The sequence below is a fragment of the Paraburkholderia sp. RL17-383-BIF-A genome (assembly GCF_046028015.1).
GTDB lineage: Bacteria > Pseudomonadota > Gammaproteobacteria > Burkholderiales > Burkholderiaceae > Paraburkholderia.
Window position 1 is genome coordinate 283,550 of record NZ_JARESR010000004.1, and the last position, 24,678, is coordinate 308,227.

Consider the following 24,678-nt stretch of genomic DNA (forward strand, 5'->3'; position numbering starts at 1 on the left):
AAGCGCCGCATGCGCTGCGCAAGACTTATCGGACGAGGAACGGATTGCGCGAGAACATAAAAGGAAGACCCGGACGTGTTGCCGGGTCCCGTAAAAGATGGCCGTTAGCCGAAGTCAATCGGGGCGTTAGGCAGCCTTTTTTGAGCTAAGGCGATGGCCATCTGCGTGGACGCAGGGAACAGTGCACTGCCACCAGCTACGTCGTACCCGGCAGTGGGCTGGAAACAAGAACCGCAGCAGTGACGAGTGCCCCGGTCAGTACTACCGATTCAATGTGCAAGACGACGGCAAACCGTTTGAGAGGTCCTACCGCTGACGCTGGCGAAGCGCTCCGCAGCGATTCAAGCAGTCTAGGCATCTCGAAAAAGCGGTTATGCCCACCGAGCGCTGCAGCGACGAACACCAGAGCGAGTTTCATCAACAGCACCTGGCCATAGACCGATTGCAGCAGGTCTCCAGGCGACCTGACTCCACGCCAGCCGTTGTAGGCGCCCGTAACGAAGAGAATAACGAGCGCCAGCGTCGCCGCGTCCGACAATGACTGGATATATGCTGCGCTGTTTAGACGCTCGGTACTCAATGCATTGAAAACGCGCGGCGTAACAACGTAAGTGGTTACCAGCACGAGCCCTACCCAGACACTGATTGCGAGCAAATGCAGCCAGTCCACCCACACCGGCAGGCTGAACAGGCCAGCATCGACTGGGTGTCCTCCATTGCTGCGCGCCAGCGCGACGCCGGCCAGGGCCAACCAGATGACCGGAGACAACCAGATTGATTTCCCTGTCTCGATAAACGAAAGAATAACCACGCACAGCATCAGTCCAGCGCCGACCAGCCATGCGTGACCGAACCCGGTCTCAACTAGCATCGAGCGGACAGCGGGTCCCGCCTCAGGAAGTGCAGACTCGCTCATCAACGCACAATGAATCCAGAAGGCGAACGTGCTAGACAGCAGCGCGCCGACAGATGCGACACGCAGGACGCTGACAAGCCGCAGTCTAACGCTCACCTGCCACGAGGATGTTTGGCGCGCGAGCCATCGGTCGCTAATCAACACGCCGACGACAATTGCAAAGCCGAGGTTTTGCAGGGCGACGAAGGCAAGCCTCGAGACGCCAAGGAGACCATCGTTCATCACTTCACCTGAAAGCCGTACGTACCCTTGGTCTTGTGGGCGTCATGCGTCATCACGGCCCACTGGACTGAGTAGGTCCCGGACGCTAACTTCGGAAGAGCAATGGTCAGCACGCGAGGGTTGGCGGCGTCGACCTTTGCCTTTTCCTTTGTTACGGCCTGGCCGGTTGAGTCGGACACTTTAACCATGCTAAAGGTCGACTCAAGGTCTTCGTTAAAGGTCAATCGTAGCGAGTCCGGCGTGGTTTCGAGTGTGCTGCCGGCGGCCGGGACGGCAGCCTCGAGCCTCCCGTGTGCGAACGCTGCAGCCGGTGCTAAGGCGATGGCGGTAGCCGTAGCAAGTCCTGAGAGTTGCTTGCGAGTAAAAGTCTTCATGTGCTTGCGCATCCTCGATGGTCCAGGCGGGTGTTGCCGGTATTTCATGGCAACACCCCGCGATTCGTTACTGCTTCTGCAGCTTCGTTACCGTCAGTGCTCCGTCCACTTCCTCGGCCACAAAATCAATCTTGTCGCCGACCTTGACCTGCGAAATCATGGCGGGGTCTTTGACCTTGAACACCATCGTCATGGCGTCCATGCCGAGATTTTCCAGCGGGCCATGCTTGATAGTCAGCTTTCCGGCTGCGGCGTCGACTTTCTTGATTTCCCCATGTGACATGCCAGCCTTTGCTTCGCCAGCCTGCTTTGCTCCGCTACTGCCCATGTCCATGTTGCCCATTTCGCCAGCCGCATAGGCCGAGCCCGAAATCGCCAGGGCGCAGCTAACTGCAATCGATGCAAATACGTTCTTCATGACTCTTCTCCTGCGTTGAAATAAAAAGTTGAGCTGGACCGCAAAGTCCGGCGAGACAGAAAATCAGCTATCCGGCAACTCGCCGGTGTATTCGTAGGCAACCGTCCCCTTGGGATGCTTGAACCAGCCCGGGTCGCGATAGTCTTTGCGCCCCAATCCGTCACGTACCTTCACGACGGTGAACATTCCGCCCATTTCGAGCGGGCCGAACGGGCCAGTACCGGTCATCATCGGCAGTGTGTTGTCGGGCAGTGGCATCTCCATCTCGCCCATGGCACCGCCTGTGCTGCCCATCGCCATGTAGTCCGGCACGAGCTTGTTGATGCGCTTCGCGAGGTCTTTCTGCGGCACGCCAATCAGGTTCGGTACGGAGTGGCCCATCGCGTTCATCGTGTGGTGAGACTTGTGGCAGTGAAACGCCCAGTCTCCGGGCCGGTTCGCCGTGAATTCGATGGCACGCATCTGGCCGACCGCGACATCGGCGGTCACCTCAGGCCAGCGTGCGGCCGGCGGAATCCATCCGCCATCCGTGCCCGCAACCTCGAAGTGATAGCCATGCAGGTGGATGGGGTGGTTGGTCATCGTCAGATTGCCGAACCGGATACGCACTCGGTCGCCGGCGCGCACCGGCAATGGGTCAATACCGGGAAAGACCCGCGAATTCCACGTCCACATGTTGAAGTTCGTCATTTCGTTCACACGTGGCGTGAAGCTGCCCGGGTCGATGTCGTACGCGGACATAATGAACACGAAGTCGCGGTCAACCGCCATGACGCCGGGGTCCTTCGGATGAACGATGAAGGTCCCCATCATGCCCATCGCCATTTGCACCATTTCGTCGGCGTGCGGGTGATACATGAAGGTTCCGTGCTTCTCGAGCTGAAACTCGTAGACGAAAGTCTTGCCTGGGGGAATATGAGGTTGCGTGAGCCCTCCAACACCATCCATGCCCGAAGGCAACAGCATCCCGTGCCAGTGGACGGTGGTGTGCTCCGGCAGCTTGTTGGTCACAAAGATACGGACCTTGTCGCCCTCTACTGCTTCGATGGTTGGACCTGGGGCCTGTCCGTTGTAACCCCAAAGATTTGCGTTCATGCCCGGTGCCATCTCGCGCACAACCGGCTCAGCAGTCAGGTGAAATTCCTTCCAGCCGTTTTTCATGCGCCACGGCAGCGACCAGCCGTTCAGCGTGGCAACAGGCGTATACGGACGGCCGTTAGGAGGTGTGAGCGGCGGTTGCATGGTGGCCTTGGCCATCGTGGGCGCCTCCGGCAGCGACGCAGCACCTGCCTTGCTCACCAATGCTGCTCCGAGCAGCGCAGCCCCCGAGCTGCCGAGAAATTTTCGACGTGACACCATGTCATTTACCTTCTGAATCTGTAGAGGATGCCGGTGGCATCGCGGGTGCTGACGGCGCGGAGGTCGCCATCGCGAGCGGTGGGAGACGACCACCCACTGCCTGCTGCAGGTCGGTCTCCGCGAGCCAGTAGTCCTTCAGCGCGTCGATATAGCTGTTCACCGCGCCGACCTGGTCACGCGAATCGGACAGGAGTTCGAATACGCTCGCGAGCATTCCGTTGTAGCGAAGCAGCAGTTCGTCCGAGATGGTCTTCCGGATTGGCACGACTTCATCGCGGTAGTGCTTCGCGACGTCGTAATTGGTCACATAGGCCGAATACGACTCCCGTACTTCAGACCGTGCGTTAATCGCGGTCTCGGCGACTCGGTTGGCCGATTGCATGTAAATCGCTTCGGCGCGCGCAACCTTCGAGCCTCCCCAATTAAAAATTGGAATCTCCACGCTGATTTCGTAGCCCTGTTCGTGGCCATCTGCGGTGGTGAAATTATTCTGGTAGCCAACGTCGAGCGCGTTGATGAACCGTGTCGCTTTGCTCAGACCTAGCGACGAAGCGACGCTTTGCGTCTGCACCTTCGCGGCCTGGATATCCAGGCGGTTCTGCATCGCGAAGCTTTCGAGGTCATTCAGCTCGGGACGGTCCTTGGGCAGGTCTGGCAAACGTTCGGGAAGCGTGAACTGCGTTTGTGCGCCCCATAGGCCCATCATGCGTGTCAGCTTTTCCCGCGCGGCCACTGACTGCTGCCGCGTTCTTGCCAATTGCGCAACGGCATCCGCATAGAAAGCCTGCTCACGCGCGTAGTCGAGCTTGCTGAAATTGCCCGCTTGCTGCATCCGCAACGCAAGTTCGGCGCCGGCTTCCGCGGAATCCTTCACCTGCCCGGCATACGCGGCAGACTGTTGCATTGCGACCGCATTGATATAGGCTCTTCGGGTATCGGCAGCCACCCTGAGCATCGCGTCCGCCGCCAGTAGTCTGGTTTGCTCGAAGCGGCGACTCTCGATGCGCGTGGCCAGTGGCAGCGTCAGAACGCTTAACAACCCGAGCGTGAACGTGCGATTGATGCTGAGGTCGTTTCCTCCATGCGTGCGGCTGAAGCTGAAACCGGGATTGGGCAGCCGTCCCGCCTGAACGAGGTCTGCCTCGGAAATGCCAAGCTCGCCGTACGAGGCCTGCAGGCTCCGGTTGTTCAGCAGCGCAATCTGGACTGCGTCATCCATGCTCAATGGTCTGGAAAGCAGTTCCTGCGTTCGCTTTGCGACAGCGTCCCGGTCTTCGTCGGTCTTCACCAGTACGGCGTCTTTCCCCAGACGCTCGGAAGCGGTCGTCGAAACGGTATTGAAGCCGCCATCCTTCGAAAATGTCGTACATCCGGCCAGGAACGCAACCGCGGTCCCGAAAACAATGACACGGCGACCCAAAAAGATGTGCGTCGTCATTTCGTCGGCTCCTCGTGATGGGAGCTGTGCTCACTATTTCTGGCACCGCTGCCGCCTGACGGCATTTGACTTTGGCTCATCCCCGGTCTTCCGGGTGCGGTCGCCACTGCCCGATTGACCTCCTGCCATGTGGGCGTTTTCTGGTCGCGATACGGCTGAAAGTCCGCAAACACCGACGGCACGTTGATGGCCGGAACCGGTGCTGCCGCATCTGTCGGGTCAGGAAGTGTTGTAGTGGCGAGCACGAGCGTCGGCAACAATGCCGCCGCGCCGGGCAGCGCCGCGATAAACATTCGCATGGATTTTTCTCGTCGTAAGTCACCTGGTGGCCGAGGAGCGGCCATCAGGTCGAAATTCCGCATCGCGACTTATCGGCCGCGACAGAAGGACTAGACGAGGGAGATTCGGGGAGGTCGTTCGATGCCGTCGGTCAGAAACGGCACGACGCGGTCAGAGCGGGAAAACGGAACAACAAGATGAAGTACGTCGGCTGACGCTACGACGGTAGGGACAGCCGGCAAGGCTCCGCCGAAACAGCAGGACGCGCATGTCGAGCATGAATGAGCATGGTGCGAATCGCCGCCATGGGAATGGCTGTCACGGTCGCTGTCGGTCATCGTCAGGTCATGCACGTGACGGTGAGGCAATGATTCATCAGTGTCTTCATGCTGAGCATACGCGACATCGCTCCCGAAATGCGATGAACCGCATTTCATGGAGATGGCCGCGAACGACTGAACCGGAAGGCTCAGTGCCAGCAGCAGGACGAGGAAGAGTTTGCGCCAGTAAGACATGGTGAGAAAGTCTAGCATGCTTCGACAAGAAGACTGTAAGGAAGACCGTGTCAGCTTGTAACCACCCGATGCTTTGCCAAAACAGCCTGGAAGACCTTCGCAGCCGGGTTGGCGAGCGCCACCGTTGCATTTACCTTGCCTGGCCACTGTGTCGCCGTGTTTGCTACAGGAGCCAAAAATGCAATGCGCAACCAACGATGAGGTAGCTGGTACGTGCGCCAACTCAATCAGATTCCTACGAATCGCCTGCGAATCGAATCTTTGAGTACGTAGTGCAAAGTCGTCATTCCCAGAGCAGAAATGACGACGATAGTAATCCACGAGTCTGCATCCAGGGGGACCATGCCGAGCGCATTTTGCAAGGGTGGCCAATAGACGACCAGAAGATGAAGCAGCGGGGCTGTCGCCAGAAACGCGATGATGATTCGACGCTGCAGCGCCGTGCCACTCTTTCCCCGCTCCTCGGTGGTTACCAGCGTCAGAACGTACAAGCCGATAAGAACGATGACTGACACACTTGCTGTCGTACCGTATTGCTCACCCCGGTCCTGAAACAGGAAGAAATTCGCGTATACGAGGAGTGAGCAAAATGCGGTTACGAGGCCGGCCAGAATAGCGAACTTGAGTGGCTCGGCTACGAAGCGTTTCGTTGATTGTTTTCCGATGCGCGGCTTCATCAGCGTCAAAAGGGTCGCTGGTACGCCTATCGTCAAGATGTCAATCCACGTAATGTGTCTGGGACTTAGGGGAAAGCTAAGGCCGACAAAACCGACGAAGCCGACGAAAAACAGGCTGTACACGTTTTTCGTGAGGAACAGCTTCAGAATGCGTTTGATGTTGTGAATAATTCTGTCGCCCTCTTCCGAGAGAGCCGGCAAATGGGCAAACGAATCCTTCAATAAAACAATATCGGAGACATCCCGAGCGGCGGCTGCGCCGGAATTCATGGCAACGCCAATATCCGCCTGTTTTAGCGCCAGCACATCATTCACACCGTCGCCTATCATGCCCACAAAGCTGCCGTGCGATTGCAGAACCTTGATAATCTGCTGCTTCTGAGCCGGCACGAGCCGTCCGAAGAACTGACCACTCTGGACTGCCTTGTCGAACTCCTCGGGAGTCATCGCGCCCAGGTCCGGACCGCTCAGGGTCGCTCCGTAAGGCGTCATGCCTGCGAGCCGCGCGACCGCAGCGACAGTCTGCGGGTTGTCGCCGGATAACACCTTCAGACAGACGTCGCGGTCTTCATAAAAGCGGACCGCACCTACCACATCAGTACGAAGCTCGTCGCATAGAACAACGAGCCCCAGAATGCGCATATCGCCTGCGGGCTCGGATAAGGCCGCGTCTGAACGGCCTATAGCGAGCACGCGCATGCCTTTTTTCAAAAGCGTATCAAGCTGCTCTCTCTGGGAAGGCGTGAGAAGTTTCTCCCCGAGCACCTCAGGTGCTCCAAGCCACAGCGAAAATTCCCTCCCATCGACATTCAGACGCACAGCGCTCAGCTTCGTCTCACTGCTGAACGGCAATTCGCCAAGAACATTACTTTTGAGCGCGGAGTAGGCGGAAGCAATTGCCTCGGTAGTCTGGTTCTGCGAACCAACGGCTCCGACGAAAAGCTGCAAGAACCCACCGATTTCATCAGGCGAGCCAGAGAAGGGGACCAACGAATGAAACAGCAAACGATTAGTTCCAAGCGTTCCTGTCTTGTCCATACATAGCACGGTGAGATGGCTCAACGATTCGACCGCACCGAGCTTCTGGACCAGCACCTGCTTCTGTGCGGCACGCAACGCTCCCATGGCGAACGCAAGTGTCGACACCAGAACCAGACCTTCCGGGACCAGGGCCTTTATCACGGTGACCAGCGACAGGATGGTGTCTTTGGCAGAAAGGTGCTTGATGTATGCCGACATGAGTAACAGCACGACGAGCAGTACGAGGATTGCAGTCAGGACCTTTATGACGGTATTGATGCTTCTCTGTGTGGGCGTTAGCCGCGAGGCGTATGTCTTCGCCTTGGCAGTTAGCTGGTTTACACCAGAGAGGATACCGACGCGCGTAGCCACGTAATCTCCAGAGCCGCTGAGGCAATGACTGCCCGATAGCAGCGGGTCCCCTTTACGCTTCTCCACCCCTTCCGCCTCACCCGTCAGAAGCGATTCATCCATGACGATGCTCGCGGAAGTAACCAGTTCGCCGTCAGCCACGACCTGGTCACCAGGTTTGAGGCGTAAGACGTCTCCTTTGACGACCTCGTCACTTCCAATTTTCTGGTCGGTTCCGTCACGGCGCGCGGTGACGGTGGTATTCCGAAGCACGGCGAGGCGGTCCAACGCCCATTTGGCACGGAACTCATTGACAATACCGACCAGCATATTTGCGAAGGTAACAACCGCCAAAAACGCAGCGTCGTTGTTGGAATGGACGAGGAGGAGCGCAACAATCGATACGACCAGAATGCCATTGAAGACCGTCACAACGTTGCTACGGAAAATTCCGGACACGGTCCGTGTCGTGAACCTTGGCGCAAGATTGACGTTGCCTGCGCGACATTGTTCGGACACCTCTGCCTGCGTCAGACCGGCGCTATCGGAAGTTGCATCGCTGGCGCCCGGATGCCCGGCCTGCGGCGGTGCAAAGACCTGCGCCAAAGGAGAGGCTGCTCCGGCAGAGCTGTCTTCACGCGGGCCAGGCGTTTCCATCAGGTTCTCGTTCTTGTCGCTCATTTGTCTCACTCGCCTCAATTTGCGGTACCGCGTTCCGGAGGCCTGAGAATCAAGTCATCCAGGTTGATTCATGATGGAGCCAGTGGCTCTTCAGGCGAGCGGGCCCGGTCTCACAACCGGGCCTTCTGATGGAGCGGATGGAAGTAACGGGCCCGGAAGCCGACCTTCATGTTCGCAAGCATGAGGCGCCCGCCGGTGCGGCGGGCGATTTCAGAGACGATAGACAACCCTAGTCCGCTGCCCGACTGCGCCGAGTGGTCCAGGCGATAAAACGGTTCCAATACGTGCGCAAGTTCTTCCTCCGGAATACCCGGACCAGAGTCGGTAACTTCAAGCACCATCTCTTCGCCCAACCGGATGACCGAAACATCCACCCTTCCTCCGGTTGGCGTATATCGCACCGCGTTGTCGACAAGATTTCTCAGCACCACAGTGAGGGACGACACGTCTATAACGGCATCGACTTCCTCAAAGTGCTCGAATCCCAGGTCAATATCCTTTTCATGGGCCATGTCAATGGTCGCGTTAATAACGTCAGTTGCCACCGCGCGCAGTGACACCCTCGTTGGCTGCTCCAGCCCCCCCTGTTCGGACCGCGCCAATGTGAGCAGTTGCTCAACCAGCCTATGGGTCCGGCGCAATCCCGACTGAAAGGCCGTCAGCCGCTCTCGAGCGTCTTGTGACGTGATGGTTGTGCCGAGGTTTTCCGCCTGCAGCGACAATGCTGCAAGCGGTGAGCGCAATTCGTGCGCGGCGCTCGCGACAAATCGGCGCTGAAGACTGATGGCTTCGCGCAAACGCGAAATGAGGCGGTTAATGGACCTGACAAACGGCAACGCTTCGTTGGTTATTCCGTCTTCAGACAACGGTTCAAGCGATACATCAGTTTGCTGGTCCACAACATTCGCCAGCCGGGAGAGTGGACCCAGCTTTGTTCTGACAATCACCACAATGACGACGCCCAATCCTGGAAGAAGAATGAGCATGGGTACAAGCGTTCTCATTGCGCCGTCCCGTGCAATTTCATCGCGCAGCGCGGAGGGCTCCGCCAACGCTATGCGTTCTCCGCTGCGCAGTGTTCTGATGTTGACGCGCCACCCCTTGCCATGGTCATCCAGGTCATGAAACCCGTCCGTCAACGTGTTGGGTACGATGAGTCCCGCCGCCTGTGCGAAACCTGTCAACGTTCCATTGAGCCTGTCAATGACCACCTTGACGTCCTTATCCTGTGAACTTTCAATCGATGACCGGGAACCACTGAACTCGAGAGCCCGACTGTCGATGAGAGCAGCAATTTCGTTTAACTGCCCGTCCTGCAGTTCCCTGGCTTCCTGATAGGCGAACAGAAACGACAGCGCACAGGCAATCACACCAACCGCGACGATTACGCAGCCAATCCAGACAGACAGTTGCAACGTCAGGGAGCGCGATTGCTTTCCTTGTCTACCAACCATCCCACACCTCGTACGTTACGAATGACCGACGCTCCAAGCTTCTTGCGGATACCGTGAATCACCACTTCCACGGCATTGCTCTCGACCTGCTCTTCCCACGCATACACTTTCCGCTCAAGTTCACTTCTCGACAGGACTGCTCCAGGTTTCATCATGAGCGCGCTCAGCAGTGCGAACTCGCGACCGGTCAGGCTGCATTCGGTGTCGCCGTACACCGCAAGGTGTGTATTTGAATCCAGCGTCAGATTTCCGCTCGTCATTTTTGCGTCACCATGGTCGCCGAGTCTGCGCGTGACCGCCCGAATACGTGCGAGCAGCTCTCCGATTTCAAACGGCTTCACCAGGTAATCATCGGCGCCCGCATCGAGCCCGGTAATTCTGTCATCCAGACTATCGCGCGCGGTGAGAATTATGACGGGAGCCTTGCTCCCCTTTGCCCTCAATGACCGGAGCACATCAATGCCATCACGCTTCGGCAGGTTAAGGTCAAGAAGCACGACATCGTGCTCGCGTCCTGTCAGCGCACCTGTCGCTGAATCAGCATCGCATACCCAGTCAACCGCGTAGGCGGCGTCCTTCAACGCCTGCACGATTGCACCGCCAATCATTTCGTCGTCTTCTACAAGCAGAATTCTCATTATTTCCACCGGCCGGCACCAACTTGCTAAGTCAAATCTAAGTCTGGCGAAGTAGTATCTGAAGCGTTTTTTCGGGCGGATACCCACTGTGAGCCATCGTATTTACGATAGTAGGTTGCAAGACCGCATTACCGCAACCGCTCAGCGACGTAGAGGTGCAAGTGCGCTCGCACGGTTCGCTCAGGTGACGCTGGCTGTAGCGTTAAGCGGATGTGCTTCGTATGCGCCCAAGCCTCTTCCAGAAGCGCCGCAATGGTCATATGACTTAGCGACTACAGACGCGCCGCTGACCGTGGACCAGGTGGTCGAGCGGGCACTTCAGCGTAGCCCCGACATCCGGCGCGCCGAGCTGGAACTCGATGTCGCCACTGCCAAAGAATATGCAGACGGGCTGTTGCCGGACCCGACGCTGACATTCAGTACCGACCGTCCCGGAGCCGCCGGTTTTGTCCCAGCGTTCATGGCCGGGCTCAGCTACGAGGTGTCGGCGCTGGTTGACCGCCCCGCAAAGAAGCGTGCGGCCGCCAAAGCCAGTGAGAAGCAACAGCTCGCTTTGGAATGGGTGAAATGGCAGGTCGCGAACCGCGCTTATTCGCTGTACGTCACTAACGCGACCCTTCAGCGCCTCGAGGGCGAAGTCGGGCAGCTCGTGGCGTATCAGAGGGACGGTACCGAACGGTTGCAGAAGGCACTCGCGCGCTCCGAGGTAACACGGGACGCGGCCCTGCTCGCGGAAGTACAGTACAGTGACAACGTGCAGCAGTTGGGCACGCTACGACAGGAGCATCTCAAGGCCGAGCAGGAACTCGCCAGGCTCCTTGACCTTCCGCCCGGTACGCATGCGGCGCTCGCGGCTCCGCCGGAGCCATCGGAAGTCCCGCAGGACCTCATCGTCCTTGCGCTTTCAAACCTTGGCCAGCATCGGCCCGATTTGCTGGCGCTGCGTGCGGGATACGATGAACAGGACGAACGCTATCGCGCAGCGCTCCTCGCACAGTTTCCGCGGCTTGATGTCGGCGTCACGAGAGGCCGCGACACGTCGGCCATCTATACCTCGGGACTTGCCGTCTCTGTGACCTTGCCGCTGTTCAATGGTAACCGGGGCAATATCGCCGTCGAAAAGGCCACCCGTGAGAGCCTCTACCAGGAATACGGGCAACGGCTCGACGACGCATACACGGCCGTCGACGGCATCAGTTCTGAACTGACTTTGCTAACCGAACGTCTTCACAACTCGCAGTCCACAGAAGCCGCGCTCGATGCGTCACTGAAACAGCTACGTGCTGCCTACGCTACTCGCGACGTGACCTTCCCGGTATTGGCCGACGCTGAAGTCCGATTGCTGAATCAACGCGTTGCGACAGCAAAGCTCGCGAATTCCGTCCTTCAACAGCAAGTCGAACTCTGTACCTTGATAGGCGTAAGCGCGATTGACCACCAACCGCTTCAATAGGCTACCCATGACATCTGTCCGCCTGCTGGTCTTCATAGCAGTTATCGGCGCGTGCTCCGTTGGTAGTCATCCCGCGTCTGCGGAAGATGTCGTGACGATGCCAGCGGTCCAGAAGCGCCTTGCATCCACCTTCTCGGCACCCGCCCGCGTGCAGGCAGCCTCCAATACCGTACTTAGCGCGCCTACTGCCGGCGTCGTTTCCAGCCTGCGCGTGATTCCGGGTGAAGAAGTGCGGGCTGGGCAAGTGGTTGCACGGCTCACCGGTCCCACCATATCGACTGATACCGCACGTCTTGCCGCGGACCTGAAGTCGGCCCAGATTCGGGTGAGGGCCGCGAGCCAGGCCGCCGCTATCGAACAACAGAAGCTGGAGGAACAACTAAGTACTCGCGATGCGGTCATTCGCGCACATGCCGAACTCGACACCGCGCGTCAACAACTTGCCGCGGCGCAGGCGGCATCCCGCGGCTACACCAGTCTCACCACCATCAGTGCGCCGGCCGCCGGGATGGTGACGGCCGTTAGCGCTGCCGATGGTCAGTACGTGAATGCGGGGCAGGCGCTCACAACCATCGCGCCTACAGCTGGCCTCTACGTAGTCGCCGACCTGTTTGGAAGCAATGCCAGCTCGATTGTGCCGGGGATAAAGGGCGTTTTTCTGCCCGAGGGCAACAATGCAATTGTTCAAGTGGTTGTCCAGCGTGTATCGCGCAGTCTCACCGCTCCGGGTCAGGTGGAAGTCTGGCTCAAAGCTGGACCAGGCTACACCCTTGACCCGGGGGCGGTTGGCAACGTTTCTCTGGTCTTGTCCGATGACAGGCAGGTGGCTATCCCATCAACGGCGCTCATTCTCGACGCCGGTCAATGGTGGGTACTGGTGAGTGACCGGAGCGGTAGCCGTCGCCGCCAGGTCGTTCCGGGCCTGTCGGACGGCGGTTGGACATCAGTCAGGCAAGGTCTCGTGGCGGGCGAACGCGTCGTGACGCAGGACGCCTATCTTCTCTTTCACCAGGACTTTGCTACGCGTTATCAGCAAGCCGATTGACGTCGCTTTCAAAGAAGAACAATGCTCAACGATATCGTCAAGAGGCCGCTACTCTGGGTCATGCTCTACGCAGGGCTGATTGCGTATGGTGTCTACGCGCTGTTGAACATTCACGCGGAAGTGTTGCCGCAGTTCAATATGCCGCAAGTGAGCGTCGTCGCGCAACTGCCGGGCGCAACGACGCTGGACCTGGAGGGGCTGATTGCCCGACCGGTCGAGGCCGAACTATCGTCGCTCGCGTCATTGAGCGACGTGCGGACAGTCATAGGGCAAGGTTCCGTCAAGATTGAAGCGCGATTCTCGGAGGGGACCACCGCAGCAAGTGCGCTCCAGGACGTCAACGGTGTTATCGGACGCATCAACGGTTCGTTACCCAAAGGTACGACTCTGACGACGGAAATCTCCGGCAATGCCATAAATGAGGTGGCGGACTACGCAATCCAGATTCCTGACGGCGTGGACGCGTCCCAAATCCAGCGTATTGTCGAGTCAAATTTCGCACCACGTGTCCGGGCGGTCGCTGGTGTACAACGCGTGTCGGTCGCCGGACCCGGAGCAGATGCGATATGGGTGCGCCCCGACCTTGCAAGGCTGCAGCGTTTCAACGTCTCTGCGTCGGCGCTCGCAGCATCGCTCGACGCGGCGACAGCGATGGTGCCGAGCGGATATGTCAACCTCGGACATCAGGACGTATTCATGGAAGGCAGAAGTCTGCCGACGAGTACCTCCGGCTACGCGCGCATGCTCGTTGGGAGCCCTGGCGCCACGTTGCCTTTAGGCGCTGTTGCAGAGGTCATCCGGTCTGCGCTCCCGTCTCATCACTCCGTGAAACTCGATAACCGGCCGACCATTGCTCTAGTTGTTTTCAAGCAACCCGGTGCCTCGACGCTGCCCGTTGTCAACGAAGTTGATAAGGCTCTGCAGGAACTCGAACCCCAACTGCCCGGCGGCGCACGCTTTGTGCGAATTTACAGCCAGGGGCACATTGTCGGCGTGGTCGCATCGGATTTGACCAGGAATCTGGCCATTGGGGCCTTGCTCGCGGTTGCGGTCCTGTTCTGGATGCTTGGCGCGAGTCGCGGAATATGGGCGCTCGCGCTGAGCATTCCGTTGTCGCTGTTGCTCGGTATTGCAGGGCTGTACCTCATGGGGCAGACGCTGAATCTGCTGACATTCGGCGCCTTGTCAGTGGCCGTCGGCCTGCTCGCCGACGACGCCATCATCGTACTCGAGAGCATTTATCACCGCTGGGAGGCGGGTGACGGTCGCTGGGAAGGTGTTGCACGTGGCTTGCGCGACATAGCCGGTCCCGACATTTCAGGGACGATGACGACCGTCGCGGTATTCCTGCCGCTTGTGTTCGTGGGAGGCCTCGCCGGACTTTTCTTCGTCCCGTTCTCTCTTGCAATGACAGTGAGTCTCATTGCGTCACTACTTATTTCGTTGAGTCTGATTCCGCTTGTGCTGGGATTCATCGGACCGCATATCGAGAAGCGCGTCACATCTGGTTCGCGTGCGGTCGCATGGCTCAAAAGCCGCAACTTGCGCCTGTTCGAAGTTGCGCTGCGTCATCCGCGTGTTTCGCTGTGGTCCTGCATCGCCATTTTCGTGGTCTCGGTGGCTGGGCTTGTGCTGGTGCCCGTCGATTTCCTGCCGCTTCCGAACGAGGCCGTGCTACTCGAAAGTTTTACGCTGCCGCCGGGAACTTCATTGCATGACGCCCAGGACGCATCGGACCGCATCACGCAACGATTGATGGGGCTCGCGCCTGTTGCGCACGTGTTTTCCCGCGTGGGGTCTGCTTCGGGAACCTCATACACCGAGCCTGCCTATGCAGGCGAGATTCAGATTGCGCTAAAACCTGATGTGAACGCGAGCAGTCTCGACCGAGTCGGCAAGCAGGTTCTGGATGCCTCAAAGCTCCCGGCGGTCCAGACAGTCATCGGGACACCGACGCTCGAACGGGTGGGTGAAACGCTGTCCGGCCTGCCGCAACCGTTTGTCATCGATGTCTACGGCGATTCGATTGAAGCATTGCAGTCACTGTCGAACGAGGTTACACGTCGGCTCTCAGGGGTATCCGACCTCTCGGACGTCTTCAACAACGATGCCTATCCCGTAACAGAGTTGCAAATCACGCCCAATCCCGATGGTCTCGCGCTCCACGGCATTACGCCGGCGGCGCTTTTTTCCCAGTTGCACATCCTTCTGGCGGGACAAACGGTCGCCACCGTTCCAGAGGGCAATGGTCACCTGGATGTGTTCGTGAGACTCGCCGACCCCACGCATCTGTCCATCGAGCAGCTCAACCAGCTTCCTGTAATGGCCAATGGGTGGGTTGCGTTGAAAGACGTGGCGTACGTCCGCATGGCGACCGGACCCAACGTCATACGGCATCTGAACGGACTGCGGGCGGTCGAGATTCTGGCGACGCCCACTGCGCCGCTCGGCCAGGTCATTTCAGCGTCAAAGAAGGCCCTCGCGACGCTTCCCTTACCGGCGGGATACGAGGTGAGGTTCGGTGGCCTGTATCCGCAACTCGAACATGCCGCGCTCAATGTTGGCGTGGCAGCCGTAGTTGCTCTCGCGCTGATGCTAGGTATCCTGACACTGCAGTTCGATGGCCTCCTCGTGCCCGGTCTGCTTCTGCTGCAGATGCCGTTGGCGTTCTCCGGGGGAGCTATTGCCTTGGTGGTGAGTGGTGTCGGTCTCAACGCCATCGGTTTGATTGCGTTTCTTACCCTGATTGGAGTGAGCCTGAACCACGGCATCGTCTTGCTGCAGTTGGTAAAGCGAAACGAAGCGCAAGGACTCCCGGTGGTCGAAGCCGTGCGCGACGCTGTTGACGTGCGCTTCCGGCCGATTCTCCTGACTGTGCTGACAGCCTCACTGGGCCTGCTGCCGACCGCACTCGGTTTCGGTAAAGGCGCCGCCCCTGAACAGGGCCTGGCCATTGTTACGCTGGGCGGTCTGGTCTGGAGCGGTCTGCTAAGTACAAACCTGTTACCGGCGCTTTATGTGTACAGGCGTGAGAAGCAGCGTCGGAAGGTAACCTAAACCACCTCAGGGCGGAACAACGTCCGATACCATCGGTAGCACTTCATATTGATTTAGCCCCGACGTGCGGCCATACCGCCATCGAACCGGACGATTACAGAATCAGAAAGAATGCAGACTAATCTCAAGCCTCGCGCACGCACGCTCAGCCAGATTCCCCGTGGCGTCTGGATGCTCGGCTTCGTCAGCATGTTCATGGACATCTCGTCGGAGATTATCCACAGCCTCCTACCGATGTTCCTGGTGACGAGCCTGGGGGCGAGCGCCATGATGGTTGGACTCATTGAAGGTGTCGCGGAAGCGACCGCGCCCATCGTGAAAATATTTTCCGGTGCATTGAGCGACTATCTTGGCAACAGGAAATGGCTCGCTGTCATTGGCTACGGCATGGGTGCGCTCAGCAAGCCGCTTTTTGCACTTGCGCCTACGGCGGGGATTGTCCTGACCGCGCGCGTTGTGGACCGGGTCGGGAAGGGTCTGCGGGGGGCGCCGCGCGATGCGCTAGTAGCGGATATCACTCCGCCGCATCTGCGCGGTGCGGCGTATGGCCTGCGCCAGTCGCTGGACACCGTCGGCGCCTTCATCGGTCCGTTGCTGGGCGTCGTGTTGATGCTGCTTTGGGCAAACGACTTCCGCAGGATATTCTGGGTGGCCGTGATTCCGGGCATCGCCGCCGTGACATTGCTTGTGTTCGGCGTGAGGGAGCCGGAGCGTCAGTCAGGTGCGAAACGCGTCAATCCGTTGAGGCTCGAAAACCTGAAGAAGCTCAGCAGGCCGTACTGGTGGGTTGTATTTGTCGGTGCGGCGTTCACACTCGCACGGTTCAGTGAGGCGTTTCTCGTCCTGCGCGCCATGCAGGGCGGCGTACCCGTGGCGCTCGTGCCGCTCGTGATGGTCGTGATGAACCTGGTGTATGCGGCCTCGGCTTATCCATTTGGCAAGCTCGCTGACTCGATGAGTCACACCAGACTGCTAGCCATCGGTCTCGTCGTGCTGATTGTGTCGGATGTCGTGCTTGCGCACGGAAGTCACTGGCCAATCGTGCTGCTCGGCGTCATTCTGTGGGGCCTGCACATGGGGCTCACACAAGGTCTGCTGGCGACCATGGTCGCGCAAGTGGCACCACCCGAACTGAAAGGGACAGCGTTTGGCTTTTTCAACCTCACGAGCGGATTGGCAATGCTTGTGGCAAGCCTCGTCGCCGGCGAGCTCTGGGACCGGTTTGGAGCAGGCACAACGTTCTATGCAGGCGCTGGATTCTGTATCGCGACGCTGATTGCGCTCGTCGCGAGGACAACGATGTCTGGCGGTGAAGCATGAACTGGCGTTTGCTCTTCAACCGCATCGGAATCCGCAACCTGCTCGTTGCTGGCGTACTAGCTGTCGGTGGTACGTGGCTTTTCCTTGGCGTGCTGGAGGATGTCGTTAGCGGGGACCCGCTTGTTACGGTCGACGTCAGGATTCACGCGGCGCTCCAATCTATCCGTTTCCCGCTACTCGACTCCGTTATGGTCGCCGCCTCGGAACTGGGCGATGCTGCCGTCACCATCCCGGTGATTCTCGTCGTCCTTGCGTGGCTCGTCTGGCAACGTCGGCTGCGGAGCGCCACTTACTGGATACTGGCGACAGTGCTTGCACAGGCCTTCGTCGTAACACTGAAGTTTGCCATGCGCCGTGCGCGACCGTCATCGATGTATGAGGGCCTGCAGGGATTTTCCTTTCCCAGTAATCATGCAACGCTGAGCGTAGTCACCTACGGTTTTCTGGCATTTTTCGTTGCGCGCGCATGGGGCAGCGCCGCACGGCTGCGTATTGCAATTGCCACCGCGCTGTTTATTCTCCTGATTTCGTTCTCACGCCTTTATCTGGGCGTCCACTGGTTTTCTGATGTGCTCGCCGGAATCAGCTTCGGTGTGGCGTGGATAGCAACGGCAACTGTGCTACATCATGTAGGCGATGCAAGCCAGAGGGACGCTTCTTCACTCGGCGTGGCGTCCTTCGTCACGTTTGTCATCAGCGCGACGGTGCACATCATCATGCAACATGGTGCGGACATGACCCTCTACGCCCCCGGGTAGCGTGTTGGCAACCCTCTTGTTGTCACCGCGTGCGTCGATGCCAGAAGAGCACTTCATGTGCAGTGGGATTCGAACGTGGTTGATGTCACGCTGAAAGGTTGAGCGTTCAATGTGGGGCGGGGCGCAGCCGTCGTTGAATCAGTCGTCGTCATCACCGTGGCGATGGTGTTCCCATCCGCGGTGGCGCCCGTGGTCATGCCACCGGCGCCCGTCGCCGTAATCCTCGTCATAGCGGTATCCATAGCCATAGACCGGGGCGGGTGCGTAGACCACTGGCGGCGGAGCCTCGTACACAACAGGCGGCGGCGCAGCATAAACTGGCCCCGGCACGCCCAGAAACACGCCGATGTCCGCGTGCGCGAAAGCCGCGCTGGATGCGCATGCAGCGGAAATGCCAACTGCCAGAAAAAGGGTAGCGCGTCTCATGGTGTTCTCCTGTCCTGCCCACTTCCGACGGACGCCAGACAATGGTGAAACGATGCGGATTCTAGGTGTGGCGCGCGGCCGCAGGTGCGGCTGAAATGTCAATTCTGTAACCGGCAGTAACCTGCTTCGGATACTGCCGGTTCCGGCCGCGATTACGATGTGCTCAGCGAGTCGCCCGAGACATGGACGCGCTGTCCGACCTGAACCGGCGGCTGCGTCGAATAATTGAAATTCCGGTAGCTGCCGTCCTGCATTCTTACCTGCACCTGGTAGCTGGTCGCCTTACGCACCGCATGCTCGATGCCGTTACCCGCAAGTCCGCCGCCAACCGCTCCTGCAATCGTGGTCAGAACGCGACCGCGTCCTCCCCCGACCTGATTTCCCAACAGGCCACCAGCGACGGCTCCGCCCACGGCTCCGAGACCCGTTGTCGGTTCGGCTTCCTGAACGGTATTGACGGCAACCACTTCGCCGGCATTCGGGTCGACGGCGACCGGTCTTGGTGCGGGTTGTGCCGGGTTTTGATAGGTATTGTCGTTCGCATACCTCGGAGCCTGTTCGACCGTCGCGCTACGGTGATGATGGACGCGTGGTTGCGCTGACGTGTCCTCATGCGTGACGCGTTGCTCCGTGGCAGCTTGCGGTGAAGTCGCTGGGGCGCTCGAAACTTGAGCGGTCACTGGCGCAGCTGGCGTCGAAGGCGAGGTCGTTGCGCGTGACGTTGGCAGAATGCCGGTCATCGCAGCGATGCCTGTCGCGCTCGCCAGGATGACGGCCACAGCAGCACCGGCAACCAGCGGATGAATACGACTGCGTTGCGGCAGATTGGATGTCTGGTTGGTGTTCATGTCGCGCTCCGTTGACGTGTGTCAGCAAGAACGCGGGAGCCGGCAAACCGGTGGACGTAAAGTCCGCAAGATTTGTAAGCACTTGTAGCATTTCCCGACGGCCACCCAGGCTCCGGTTCTCTTCGAAGTATCGCCTCCGCTAGCGTCTGGTGCTCACGCTACCGCGCCAAACAAAGCGCCGACGCCTGATGACACGCCCATTGCCAGAGCACTCCAGAAGACCACGCGGATAACACCCGGCCCAACTTTCGCTCCACCGGCTTTCGCGGCGAGGCCTCCCAGAGCGGCCAGCGAAACCAGCGCAGAGAGGATGATGGCTGGAAGCAGTACCGATTCGGGCGTAAGGGCGGCGACGATAACCGGCAATGCGGCGCCAACCGCAAAACTTCCAGCGGAAGCCAGCGCGGCTTGCAGAGGTCGCGCAGCCGTGACCTCCGAAATGCCTAGCTCATCACGCGCATGAGTCCCCAGTGCGTCGTGCGCCATGAGCTTTTCAGCAACCTGGGTGGCAAGCGGCAAGTCCAGACCACGACTCACGTAAATTGCAGTCAGTTCCCGTTGCTCGCGGGAGAAGTCGGCATCGAGTTCGGTCTGCTCCTGGGCCAAGGATGCCTTTTCAGTATCCGCCTGCGAGGAAACGGATACATATTCTCCCGTCGCCATTGACATAGCCCCAGCAACCAGGCCTGCCACGGCCGTGAGCACAACGCTTCCATGAGCAGTGTGCGCAGATGCCACGCCGGCGACGAGGCTCGCCGTCGAGACAATCCCGTCATTGGCGCCCAGTACAGCGGCACGCAACCAGCTAATCGATTCGAGACGATGCTGTTCCTTGTGTCGCCTAGGCATAGCTCCTCCAAGTTTGAGATGTTAATTAACTGGCTCACAGCGATGGACACAAGGGCAGCTTGCATGTGTCGCTGCGAGGGCGACATCAGAGACGTCTGCCGTGCTTGGACTCGCTTGCTTATCGGGCATCCCGTGCGCAACAGCTTCCGACGCATATACCGGGCTTGCCATCAATTCTGAATACGTCGAAGCCCGGCGAGTTGACTGCCACAAGTCAGGCCGCCGCCTTCGATGGCTGAACTTCCACCGTGACGTGCGATAGCCCCTTGAAACGCTCGAGCACCGCATGATAGAAGCGTGAGTCTCGCTGTGGCTCACTGGTCGAGACCGACACTACCACGCTCATGTGGCCAGGCCCCACGCGCCAGACATGCAGGTCGACAACCTTGTCGCCATGGTCCTCGATGGCGTGACGCACGTTTTCCGCCATGCGCCTGTCCGGATTGATATCGAGCAGAATCGCACCGGTGTCGCGCATAAGTCCATAAGACCAGTTGGCTATCACCAGCGCCCCGATGATGCCCGCCAGCGGGTCCATCCAGAGCCAGCCGAAGGTGCGCGCCAGTACAAGACCAAGAATTGCCAGCACGGATACCGCCGCGTCAGCCATGACGTGCATATAGGCGGAGCGGATATTATGGTCCCTGCTTACAGCCTCATGCGTGTAGTGGCCATGCTCATGCTCGGCAAATTCGACTTCATGGTCGCCGTCAGACAAACTCACAATCGCTCTGAATGCGTGCGGCTCCGGGATTTCGTCTTTCGATTCCAGGTAACCACCACGGTCCCCCAGCACAAAAACCTGACGCGCCCCGTCCGGTCTGACGGTCGTGATAGTCATCGTTGATGCGACCATGCGCGAGTCCGGTGATTCCGGAGTAATCCGGAAGACGGGCGGCACGCCGTCCTCGAAAATTGATACCGCGAATACACCAGATGGGGCGACAATCTTCTGCGCTTCCTCTTCGTGAGCGTGGTCGTCATGACCATGACCATGCCCATGTCCGTGGTTATGACCATGGCTATGGCCGTGATGGTCGCCGCTCAGAAGCCAGACACTCGCGAGGTTGACCAGCAAGCCGACCACTGCGATGGGAATTGCCTCGCCGAAATGGATAGGAATCGGCGCAAGAAATCGGGAGACCGCCTCGTAACCAATCAGCAAGGCAATCATTGCCAGTACGATGGCGCTGGTAAATCCGGCCAGGTCGCCGAGCTTGCCCGTGCCGAACACGAAGCGCGAATCAGAAGCATGTTTGCGCGCGTATGTATAGGCAAGTGCTGCAATCAGCATCGCACCCGCATGCGTCGACATGTGCAGTCCATCGGCGACCAGCGCAAGCGACCCGAACATACTGCCGCCAACGATTTCAACCAGCATCATGGCACTGCACAGCGCAATCACGGCCCACGTCTTTCGCTCGTTCTTTTCGTGACCAGCGCCAAGGAAGATGTGGTCATGCCCTGCGCCGAACGCGGCGTCTTTGAAATCATTCATTTCCAACCCAATCACTTGAAATAGCTGTGAACAACTTCGATGAGCTGTTCCGTGGCGCTGTCGCCGTGTTCCTCGCCGTTTTCAGCATCGACAAGGTGGTTCCGGATGTGGTCCTCCAACACAACTGCCAACAGGCCGTTCATCGCTCCCCTGCAACTCGTAATCCGTTGCAGGACGTCGGAGCACCCGTGCTCTTCCTCAAGCGCACGTTCGATGGCCTCGACCTGCCCTTTGATACGGCGGACCCTGTTAAGAAGCTTCTGTTTTTCCTGAACTGTGTGACTCATCGCGCCCTCCGGATACCCCACCGGGGTATATAATTGCTCCGAGTCTACCATAGGGGGTAGGGGTATCATTTGTTTGTGTGAAATTATCCGTGCTCGCTGATTTCGCCAGATGCCTCCCAAACCCGGTTAATGTTTGCAGCCGTCATTCATGAATGCACGTCACAACGCCGCTTTTACCGCTCTGCTAGCAGCCGCGCTATTCGGCGCGACAACGCCGCTCGCCAAGACGCTGCTTGGCACGCTGTCGCCCTTCATGGTCGCAAGCCTCTTCTACCTGGGCAGTGGCGTTGGTCTTGCTCTCGGAATTTGTGTTCAACGCCTACGCCGCACGACTGGAGAGCGCCAGAACGAAAGCCGGATTCAGGTCGCCGAAGTGCCCTGGCTTCTCGGGGCAATCGCAGCGGGCGGGGTGGCCGGACCTGCGCTGCTGATGCTCGGTCTCAGCACAACTCCCGCTGCAACCAGTTCCCTACTACTCAATCTTGAAGGCGTATTCACGGCGGTGATTGCCTGGGTTGTGTTCCGCGAAAACGTCGACGTCCAGATATTTCTTGGGATGGTCGCGATAGTGGTAGGCGGTGTCGTCCTTTCGTGGCAGCCTGGCGACACTGCCGTCTCGCTCGGTGCACTGCTCGTCGTTGCAGCCTGCGTTGCGTGGGCGGTCGACAATAACCTGACGCGAAAGGTCTCGGCGAACGACGCGATGGTCATTGCCTGCCTGAAAGGGCTTGTCGCAGGCTCAGTCAATCTGTGCATCGCGCTGCTTCTCGGCGCGCATCTGCCAGGCGCCGGGAAGGTGGCGGCTGCCATGCTGACCGGCTTCGCTGGCTACGGCGTGAGTTTGGTTCTTTTTGTCGTCGCCCTGCGAAATCTGGGTACCGCCCGAACCGGCGCGTATTTTTCAGTCGCCCCGGTATTCGGCGTCGCGTTATCGCTTTTCCTCTGGCCCGAAGTGCCATCGCTGTCTTTCTGGATTGCCGCGGCACTCATGGCTTTGGGAATCTGGCTTCATATCCGTGAGCGGCATGAACATCCGCACACTCACGAGGTTTTGGGCCATAACCATCGACACCGGCACGACGAGCACCACCAGCATACGCATGATTTTGATTGGGACGGTGAGGAGCCGCACACGCATCCTCATCAACATGCGCCTATCACTCACACGCACGCGCACTTTCCCGACATCCATCACCGGCATACCCATTGACGTGCGAAGGACGGCAAACGGCTATTTGGGCCTTCTATTGACGGGCGGCCGCATAAGCAGCGTCGGCAGCTGGTGCTGGTATAAGGTCCCTCAAAGAACAAACAGTCGCAGCGCGAGTCCTATTACACCGCATGCGAGCACGACCGGTATTACCCCGACCTTGAACCGGAACAGTGCGATACCGGCGGTCAGCCCTATAAGCAGCGAGGGCCATTCGAATCCGCCCTTGATGCCATGCGGCCACAGCACGTGAAGGGCAAAAAACACGGCGAGATTCACGATGACGCCAACCACAGCGGAAGTGATGGCTGTCAACGGCGCAGTAAACTTCAGATTACCGTGGGTGGTTTCGATGAAGGGACCGCCGAGCAGAATGAACAGGAAAGACGGCAGGAACGTAAAGAACGTCACGACGATTGATGCGGCGACCGCTGAGGCAAATATTGCATTCGGCCCGAACACTGCCTTGGTCCAGCCGCCCACGAACCCGACGAAGGAAACGACCATGATGAGTGGTCCAGGCGTCGTCTCTCCGAGCGCCAGGCCATCTATCATCTGCAACCCGGTCAGCCAGTGGTAGTTATCAACGGCGCCTTGGTACACATACGGCAACACCGCATACGCGCCCCCGAAAGTGAGTAAAGCGGCTTTCGTGAAGAACCAGGCCATTTGCGTAAGCGTTCCCGTCCAGCCGTACATAAGCGAAAGCACCGTGATGGCCACGAGCCAAATCAGCATGAAGACCGCAAGCACGACCGTGAACCGCTTCCATGTGAAGAGCGCATGACGCGGGGTGGGCGTGTCGTCGTCAAGGAGTGCGGGACCAAACCCCTTGTCGCCCGACTTGTGTCCGCCTCCGACCACGAATCTGGACGGAGCGTATTTACCTCCAATGTGCCCAATGATGCCGGCTACCAGGACGATGAGAGGGAACGGGACATTCGCTACGAAGATAGCGAGGAATGCCGCTGCTGCAATTGACCACAGCCACGCATTCTTCAGTGCGCGAGAGCCAATCCTGTACGCGGCGAAGACAACGATGGCCGTGACCGCCGGCTTGATGCCGTAAAGCACGCCTGCTACGGCCGGGACACTGCCAAAGACCATGTAGACCCAGGAAAGTCCTATCAGGATGAAGAGGGACGGAAGAACGAAGAACCCTCCGGCGATTATGCCGCCCCAAGTGCGGTGCATCAGCCAACCGATGTACGTGGCCAGTTGCTGCGCCTCCGGTCCGGGAAGGACCATGCAGTAGTTCAACGCGTGCAGAAATCGCTTCTCGGAAATCCAGCGTTTTCGCTCGACCAGGTCCTGATGCATGATGGCAATCTGCCCGGCCGGACCTCCAAAGCTGATAAAGCCTAGCTTGAGCCAGTACCAAAGCGCCTGGCCGAAGGTTACCGACTCGACCGCCTCAATGCGCTGATTGCTCATTTCGTTATCTGGTGCCAGTTGACTTTGTTGCACTTAAAACTCCGAATGCTTCAACTTGCGATTGAATATTCAGCGGTGTGCCGGTACCTCGGCGGCGTCACCCCAGACGGGTGTTGTAAGTCGCGTGGGCGCTGACTGCGACATCGGTTTC

At 58.9% G+C, this 24,678-nt stretch carries 22 protein-coding genes; 6 read left to right on the top strand and 16 right to left on the bottom strand.

All coding sequences use genetic code 11. The features are described 5' to 3' along the window. Window positions 1–196 precede the first annotated feature (196 nt). From P0D71_RS07015 to P0D71_RS07060, 10 genes are all read right to left on the bottom strand, one after another. Complete coding sequence (locus P0D71_RS07015; protein ID WP_408181470.1) at window positions 197–1,138, bottom strand: CopD family protein; 942 nt, start codon at window positions 1,136–1,138, stop codon at window positions 197–199. Next, entirely contained in the window at window positions 1,138–1,512 is a 375-nt protein-coding gene (gene copC, locus P0D71_RS07020) for a copper homeostasis periplasmic binding protein CopC (protein ID WP_408181468.1), read from the bottom strand. The genes P0D71_RS07015 and copC overlap by 1 nt, the downstream gene beginning before the upstream one ends. 67 nt (window positions 1,513–1,579) lie before the next feature. After that, window positions 1,580–1,930 carry a copper-binding protein gene (locus P0D71_RS07025; protein WP_408181466.1) on the bottom strand — a complete coding sequence of 117 codons (351 nt, stop codon included), beginning with the start codon at window positions 1,928–1,930 and terminating at the stop codon, window positions 1,580–1,582. A gap of 63 nt (window positions 1,931–1,993) precedes the next feature. Beyond that, on the bottom strand, window positions 1,994–3,289 hold the full coding sequence (locus P0D71_RS07030) for a multicopper oxidase family protein (protein WP_408181464.1): 1,296 nt from the start codon (window positions 3,287–3,289) through the stop codon (window positions 1,994–1,996). 1 nt (window position 3,290) lies between these two features. Beyond that, a complete protein-coding gene (locus P0D71_RS07035) occupies window positions 3,291–4,727 on the bottom strand; it encodes a TolC family protein (RefSeq protein ID WP_408181462.1) in 1,437 nt (478 codons plus the stop codon). Then, window positions 4,724–5,026 (bottom strand): hypothetical protein, encoded by a 303-nt coding sequence (locus tag P0D71_RS07040; protein ID WP_408181460.1) that lies wholly within the window; start codon window positions 5,024–5,026, stop codon window positions 4,724–4,726. The genes P0D71_RS07035 and P0D71_RS07040 overlap by 4 nt, the downstream gene beginning before the upstream one ends. Window positions 5,027–5,116: 90 nt before the next feature. Then, window positions 5,117–5,521, bottom strand: a complete 405-nt coding sequence (locus P0D71_RS07045) for a hypothetical protein (RefSeq protein WP_408181458.1) — start codon at window positions 5,519–5,521, stop codon at window positions 5,117–5,119. A 227-nt stretch (window positions 5,522–5,748) separates the two neighbouring features. Next, a complete protein-coding gene (locus P0D71_RS07050) occupies window positions 5,749–8,250 on the bottom strand; it encodes a cation-translocating P-type ATPase (protein ID WP_408181456.1) in 2,502 nt (833 codons plus the stop codon). A 110-nt stretch (window positions 8,251–8,360) separates the two neighbouring features. Continuing rightward, window positions 8,361–9,704: a sensor histidine kinase gene (locus tag P0D71_RS07055; protein ID WP_408181454.1), complete on the bottom strand. Its 1,344-nt coding sequence runs from the start codon at window positions 9,702–9,704 to the stop codon at window positions 8,361–8,363. Next, complete coding sequence (locus P0D71_RS07060) at window positions 9,668–10,342, bottom strand: response regulator (RefSeq protein WP_408181452.1); 675 nt, start codon at window positions 10,340–10,342, stop codon at window positions 9,668–9,670. Before P0D71_RS07060 ends, P0D71_RS07055 begins: the two co-directional genes overlap by 37 nt. A 292-nt stretch (window positions 10,343–10,634) precedes the next feature. On the opposite strand from P0D71_RS07060, the gene P0D71_RS07065 reads away from it, so the two are divergent. From P0D71_RS07065 to P0D71_RS07085, 5 genes are all read left to right on the top strand, one after another. Further along, window positions 10,635–11,795 carry a TolC family protein gene (locus P0D71_RS07065; RefSeq protein ID WP_408181450.1) on the top strand — a complete coding sequence of 387 codons (1,161 nt, stop codon included), beginning with the start codon at window positions 10,635–10,637 and terminating at the stop codon, window positions 11,793–11,795. After that, on the top strand, window positions 11,773–12,840 hold the full coding sequence (locus tag P0D71_RS07070; RefSeq protein ID WP_408181448.1) for an efflux RND transporter periplasmic adaptor subunit: 1,068 nt from the start codon (window positions 11,773–11,775) through the stop codon (window positions 12,838–12,840). Before P0D71_RS07065 ends, P0D71_RS07070 begins: the two co-directional genes overlap by 23 nt. 21 nt (window positions 12,841–12,861) lie before the next feature. Beyond that, complete coding sequence (locus tag P0D71_RS07075) at window positions 12,862–15,897, top strand: efflux RND transporter permease subunit (RefSeq protein ID WP_408181446.1); 3,036 nt, start codon at window positions 12,862–12,864, stop codon at window positions 15,895–15,897. A gap of 111 nt (window positions 15,898–16,008) precedes the next feature. Next, complete coding sequence (locus tag P0D71_RS07080) at window positions 16,009–17,217, top strand: MFS transporter (RefSeq protein ID WP_408181444.1); 1,209 nt, start codon at window positions 16,009–16,011, stop codon at window positions 17,215–17,217. Then, on the top strand, window positions 17,214–17,975 hold the full coding sequence (locus tag P0D71_RS07085) for a phosphatase PAP2 family protein (RefSeq protein ID WP_408181442.1): 762 nt from the start codon (window positions 17,214–17,216) through the stop codon (window positions 17,973–17,975). Before P0D71_RS07080 ends, P0D71_RS07085 begins: the two co-directional genes overlap by 4 nt. A gap of 138 nt (window positions 17,976–18,113) precedes the next feature. Here P0D71_RS07085 and P0D71_RS07090 read toward each other — a convergent pair whose 3' ends face one another. The 5 genes from P0D71_RS07090 to P0D71_RS07110 form a co-directional block, all read right to left on the bottom strand. Then, on the bottom strand, window positions 18,114–18,401 hold the full coding sequence (locus P0D71_RS07090; protein ID WP_408181440.1) for a hypothetical protein: 288 nt from the start codon (window positions 18,399–18,401) through the stop codon (window positions 18,114–18,116). Window positions 18,402–18,553: 152 nt separating this feature from the next. After that, window positions 18,554–19,249: a glycine zipper 2TM domain-containing protein gene (locus tag P0D71_RS07095; RefSeq protein ID WP_408181438.1), complete on the bottom strand. Its 696-nt coding sequence runs from the start codon at window positions 19,247–19,249 to the stop codon at window positions 18,554–18,556. Window positions 19,250–19,402: 153 nt separating this feature from the next. Continuing rightward, on the bottom strand, window positions 19,403–20,098 hold the full coding sequence (locus P0D71_RS07100) for a VIT1/CCC1 transporter family protein (protein ID WP_408181436.1): 696 nt from the start codon (window positions 20,096–20,098) through the stop codon (window positions 19,403–19,405). A 214-nt stretch (window positions 20,099–20,312) separates the two neighbouring features. After that, complete coding sequence (dmeF, locus tag P0D71_RS07105; RefSeq protein ID WP_408181434.1) at window positions 20,313–21,596, bottom strand: CDF family Co(II)/Ni(II) efflux transporter DmeF; 1,284 nt, start codon at window positions 21,594–21,596, stop codon at window positions 20,313–20,315. A gap of 11 nt (window positions 21,597–21,607) precedes the next feature. Beyond that, window positions 21,608–21,883, bottom strand: a complete 276-nt coding sequence (locus P0D71_RS07110; RefSeq protein WP_408303216.1) for a metal/formaldehyde-sensitive transcriptional repressor — start codon at window positions 21,881–21,883, stop codon at window positions 21,608–21,610. 148 nt (window positions 21,884–22,031) lie between these two features. Between P0D71_RS07110 and P0D71_RS07115 the strand changes: the two genes are divergently transcribed. Beyond that, window positions 22,032–23,093 (top strand): DMT family transporter, encoded by a 1,062-nt coding sequence (locus P0D71_RS07115; RefSeq protein ID WP_408181429.1) that lies wholly within the window; start codon window positions 22,032–22,034, stop codon window positions 23,091–23,093. A 90-nt stretch (window positions 23,094–23,183) separates the two neighbouring features. Here the strand turns inward: P0D71_RS07115 and chrA are convergent, their stop codons facing one another. After that, on the bottom strand, window positions 23,184–24,527 hold the full coding sequence (gene chrA, locus P0D71_RS07120; protein ID WP_408181822.1) for a chromate efflux transporter: 1,344 nt from the start codon (window positions 24,525–24,527) through the stop codon (window positions 23,184–23,186). Window positions 24,528–24,678: the final 151 nt, after the last annotated feature.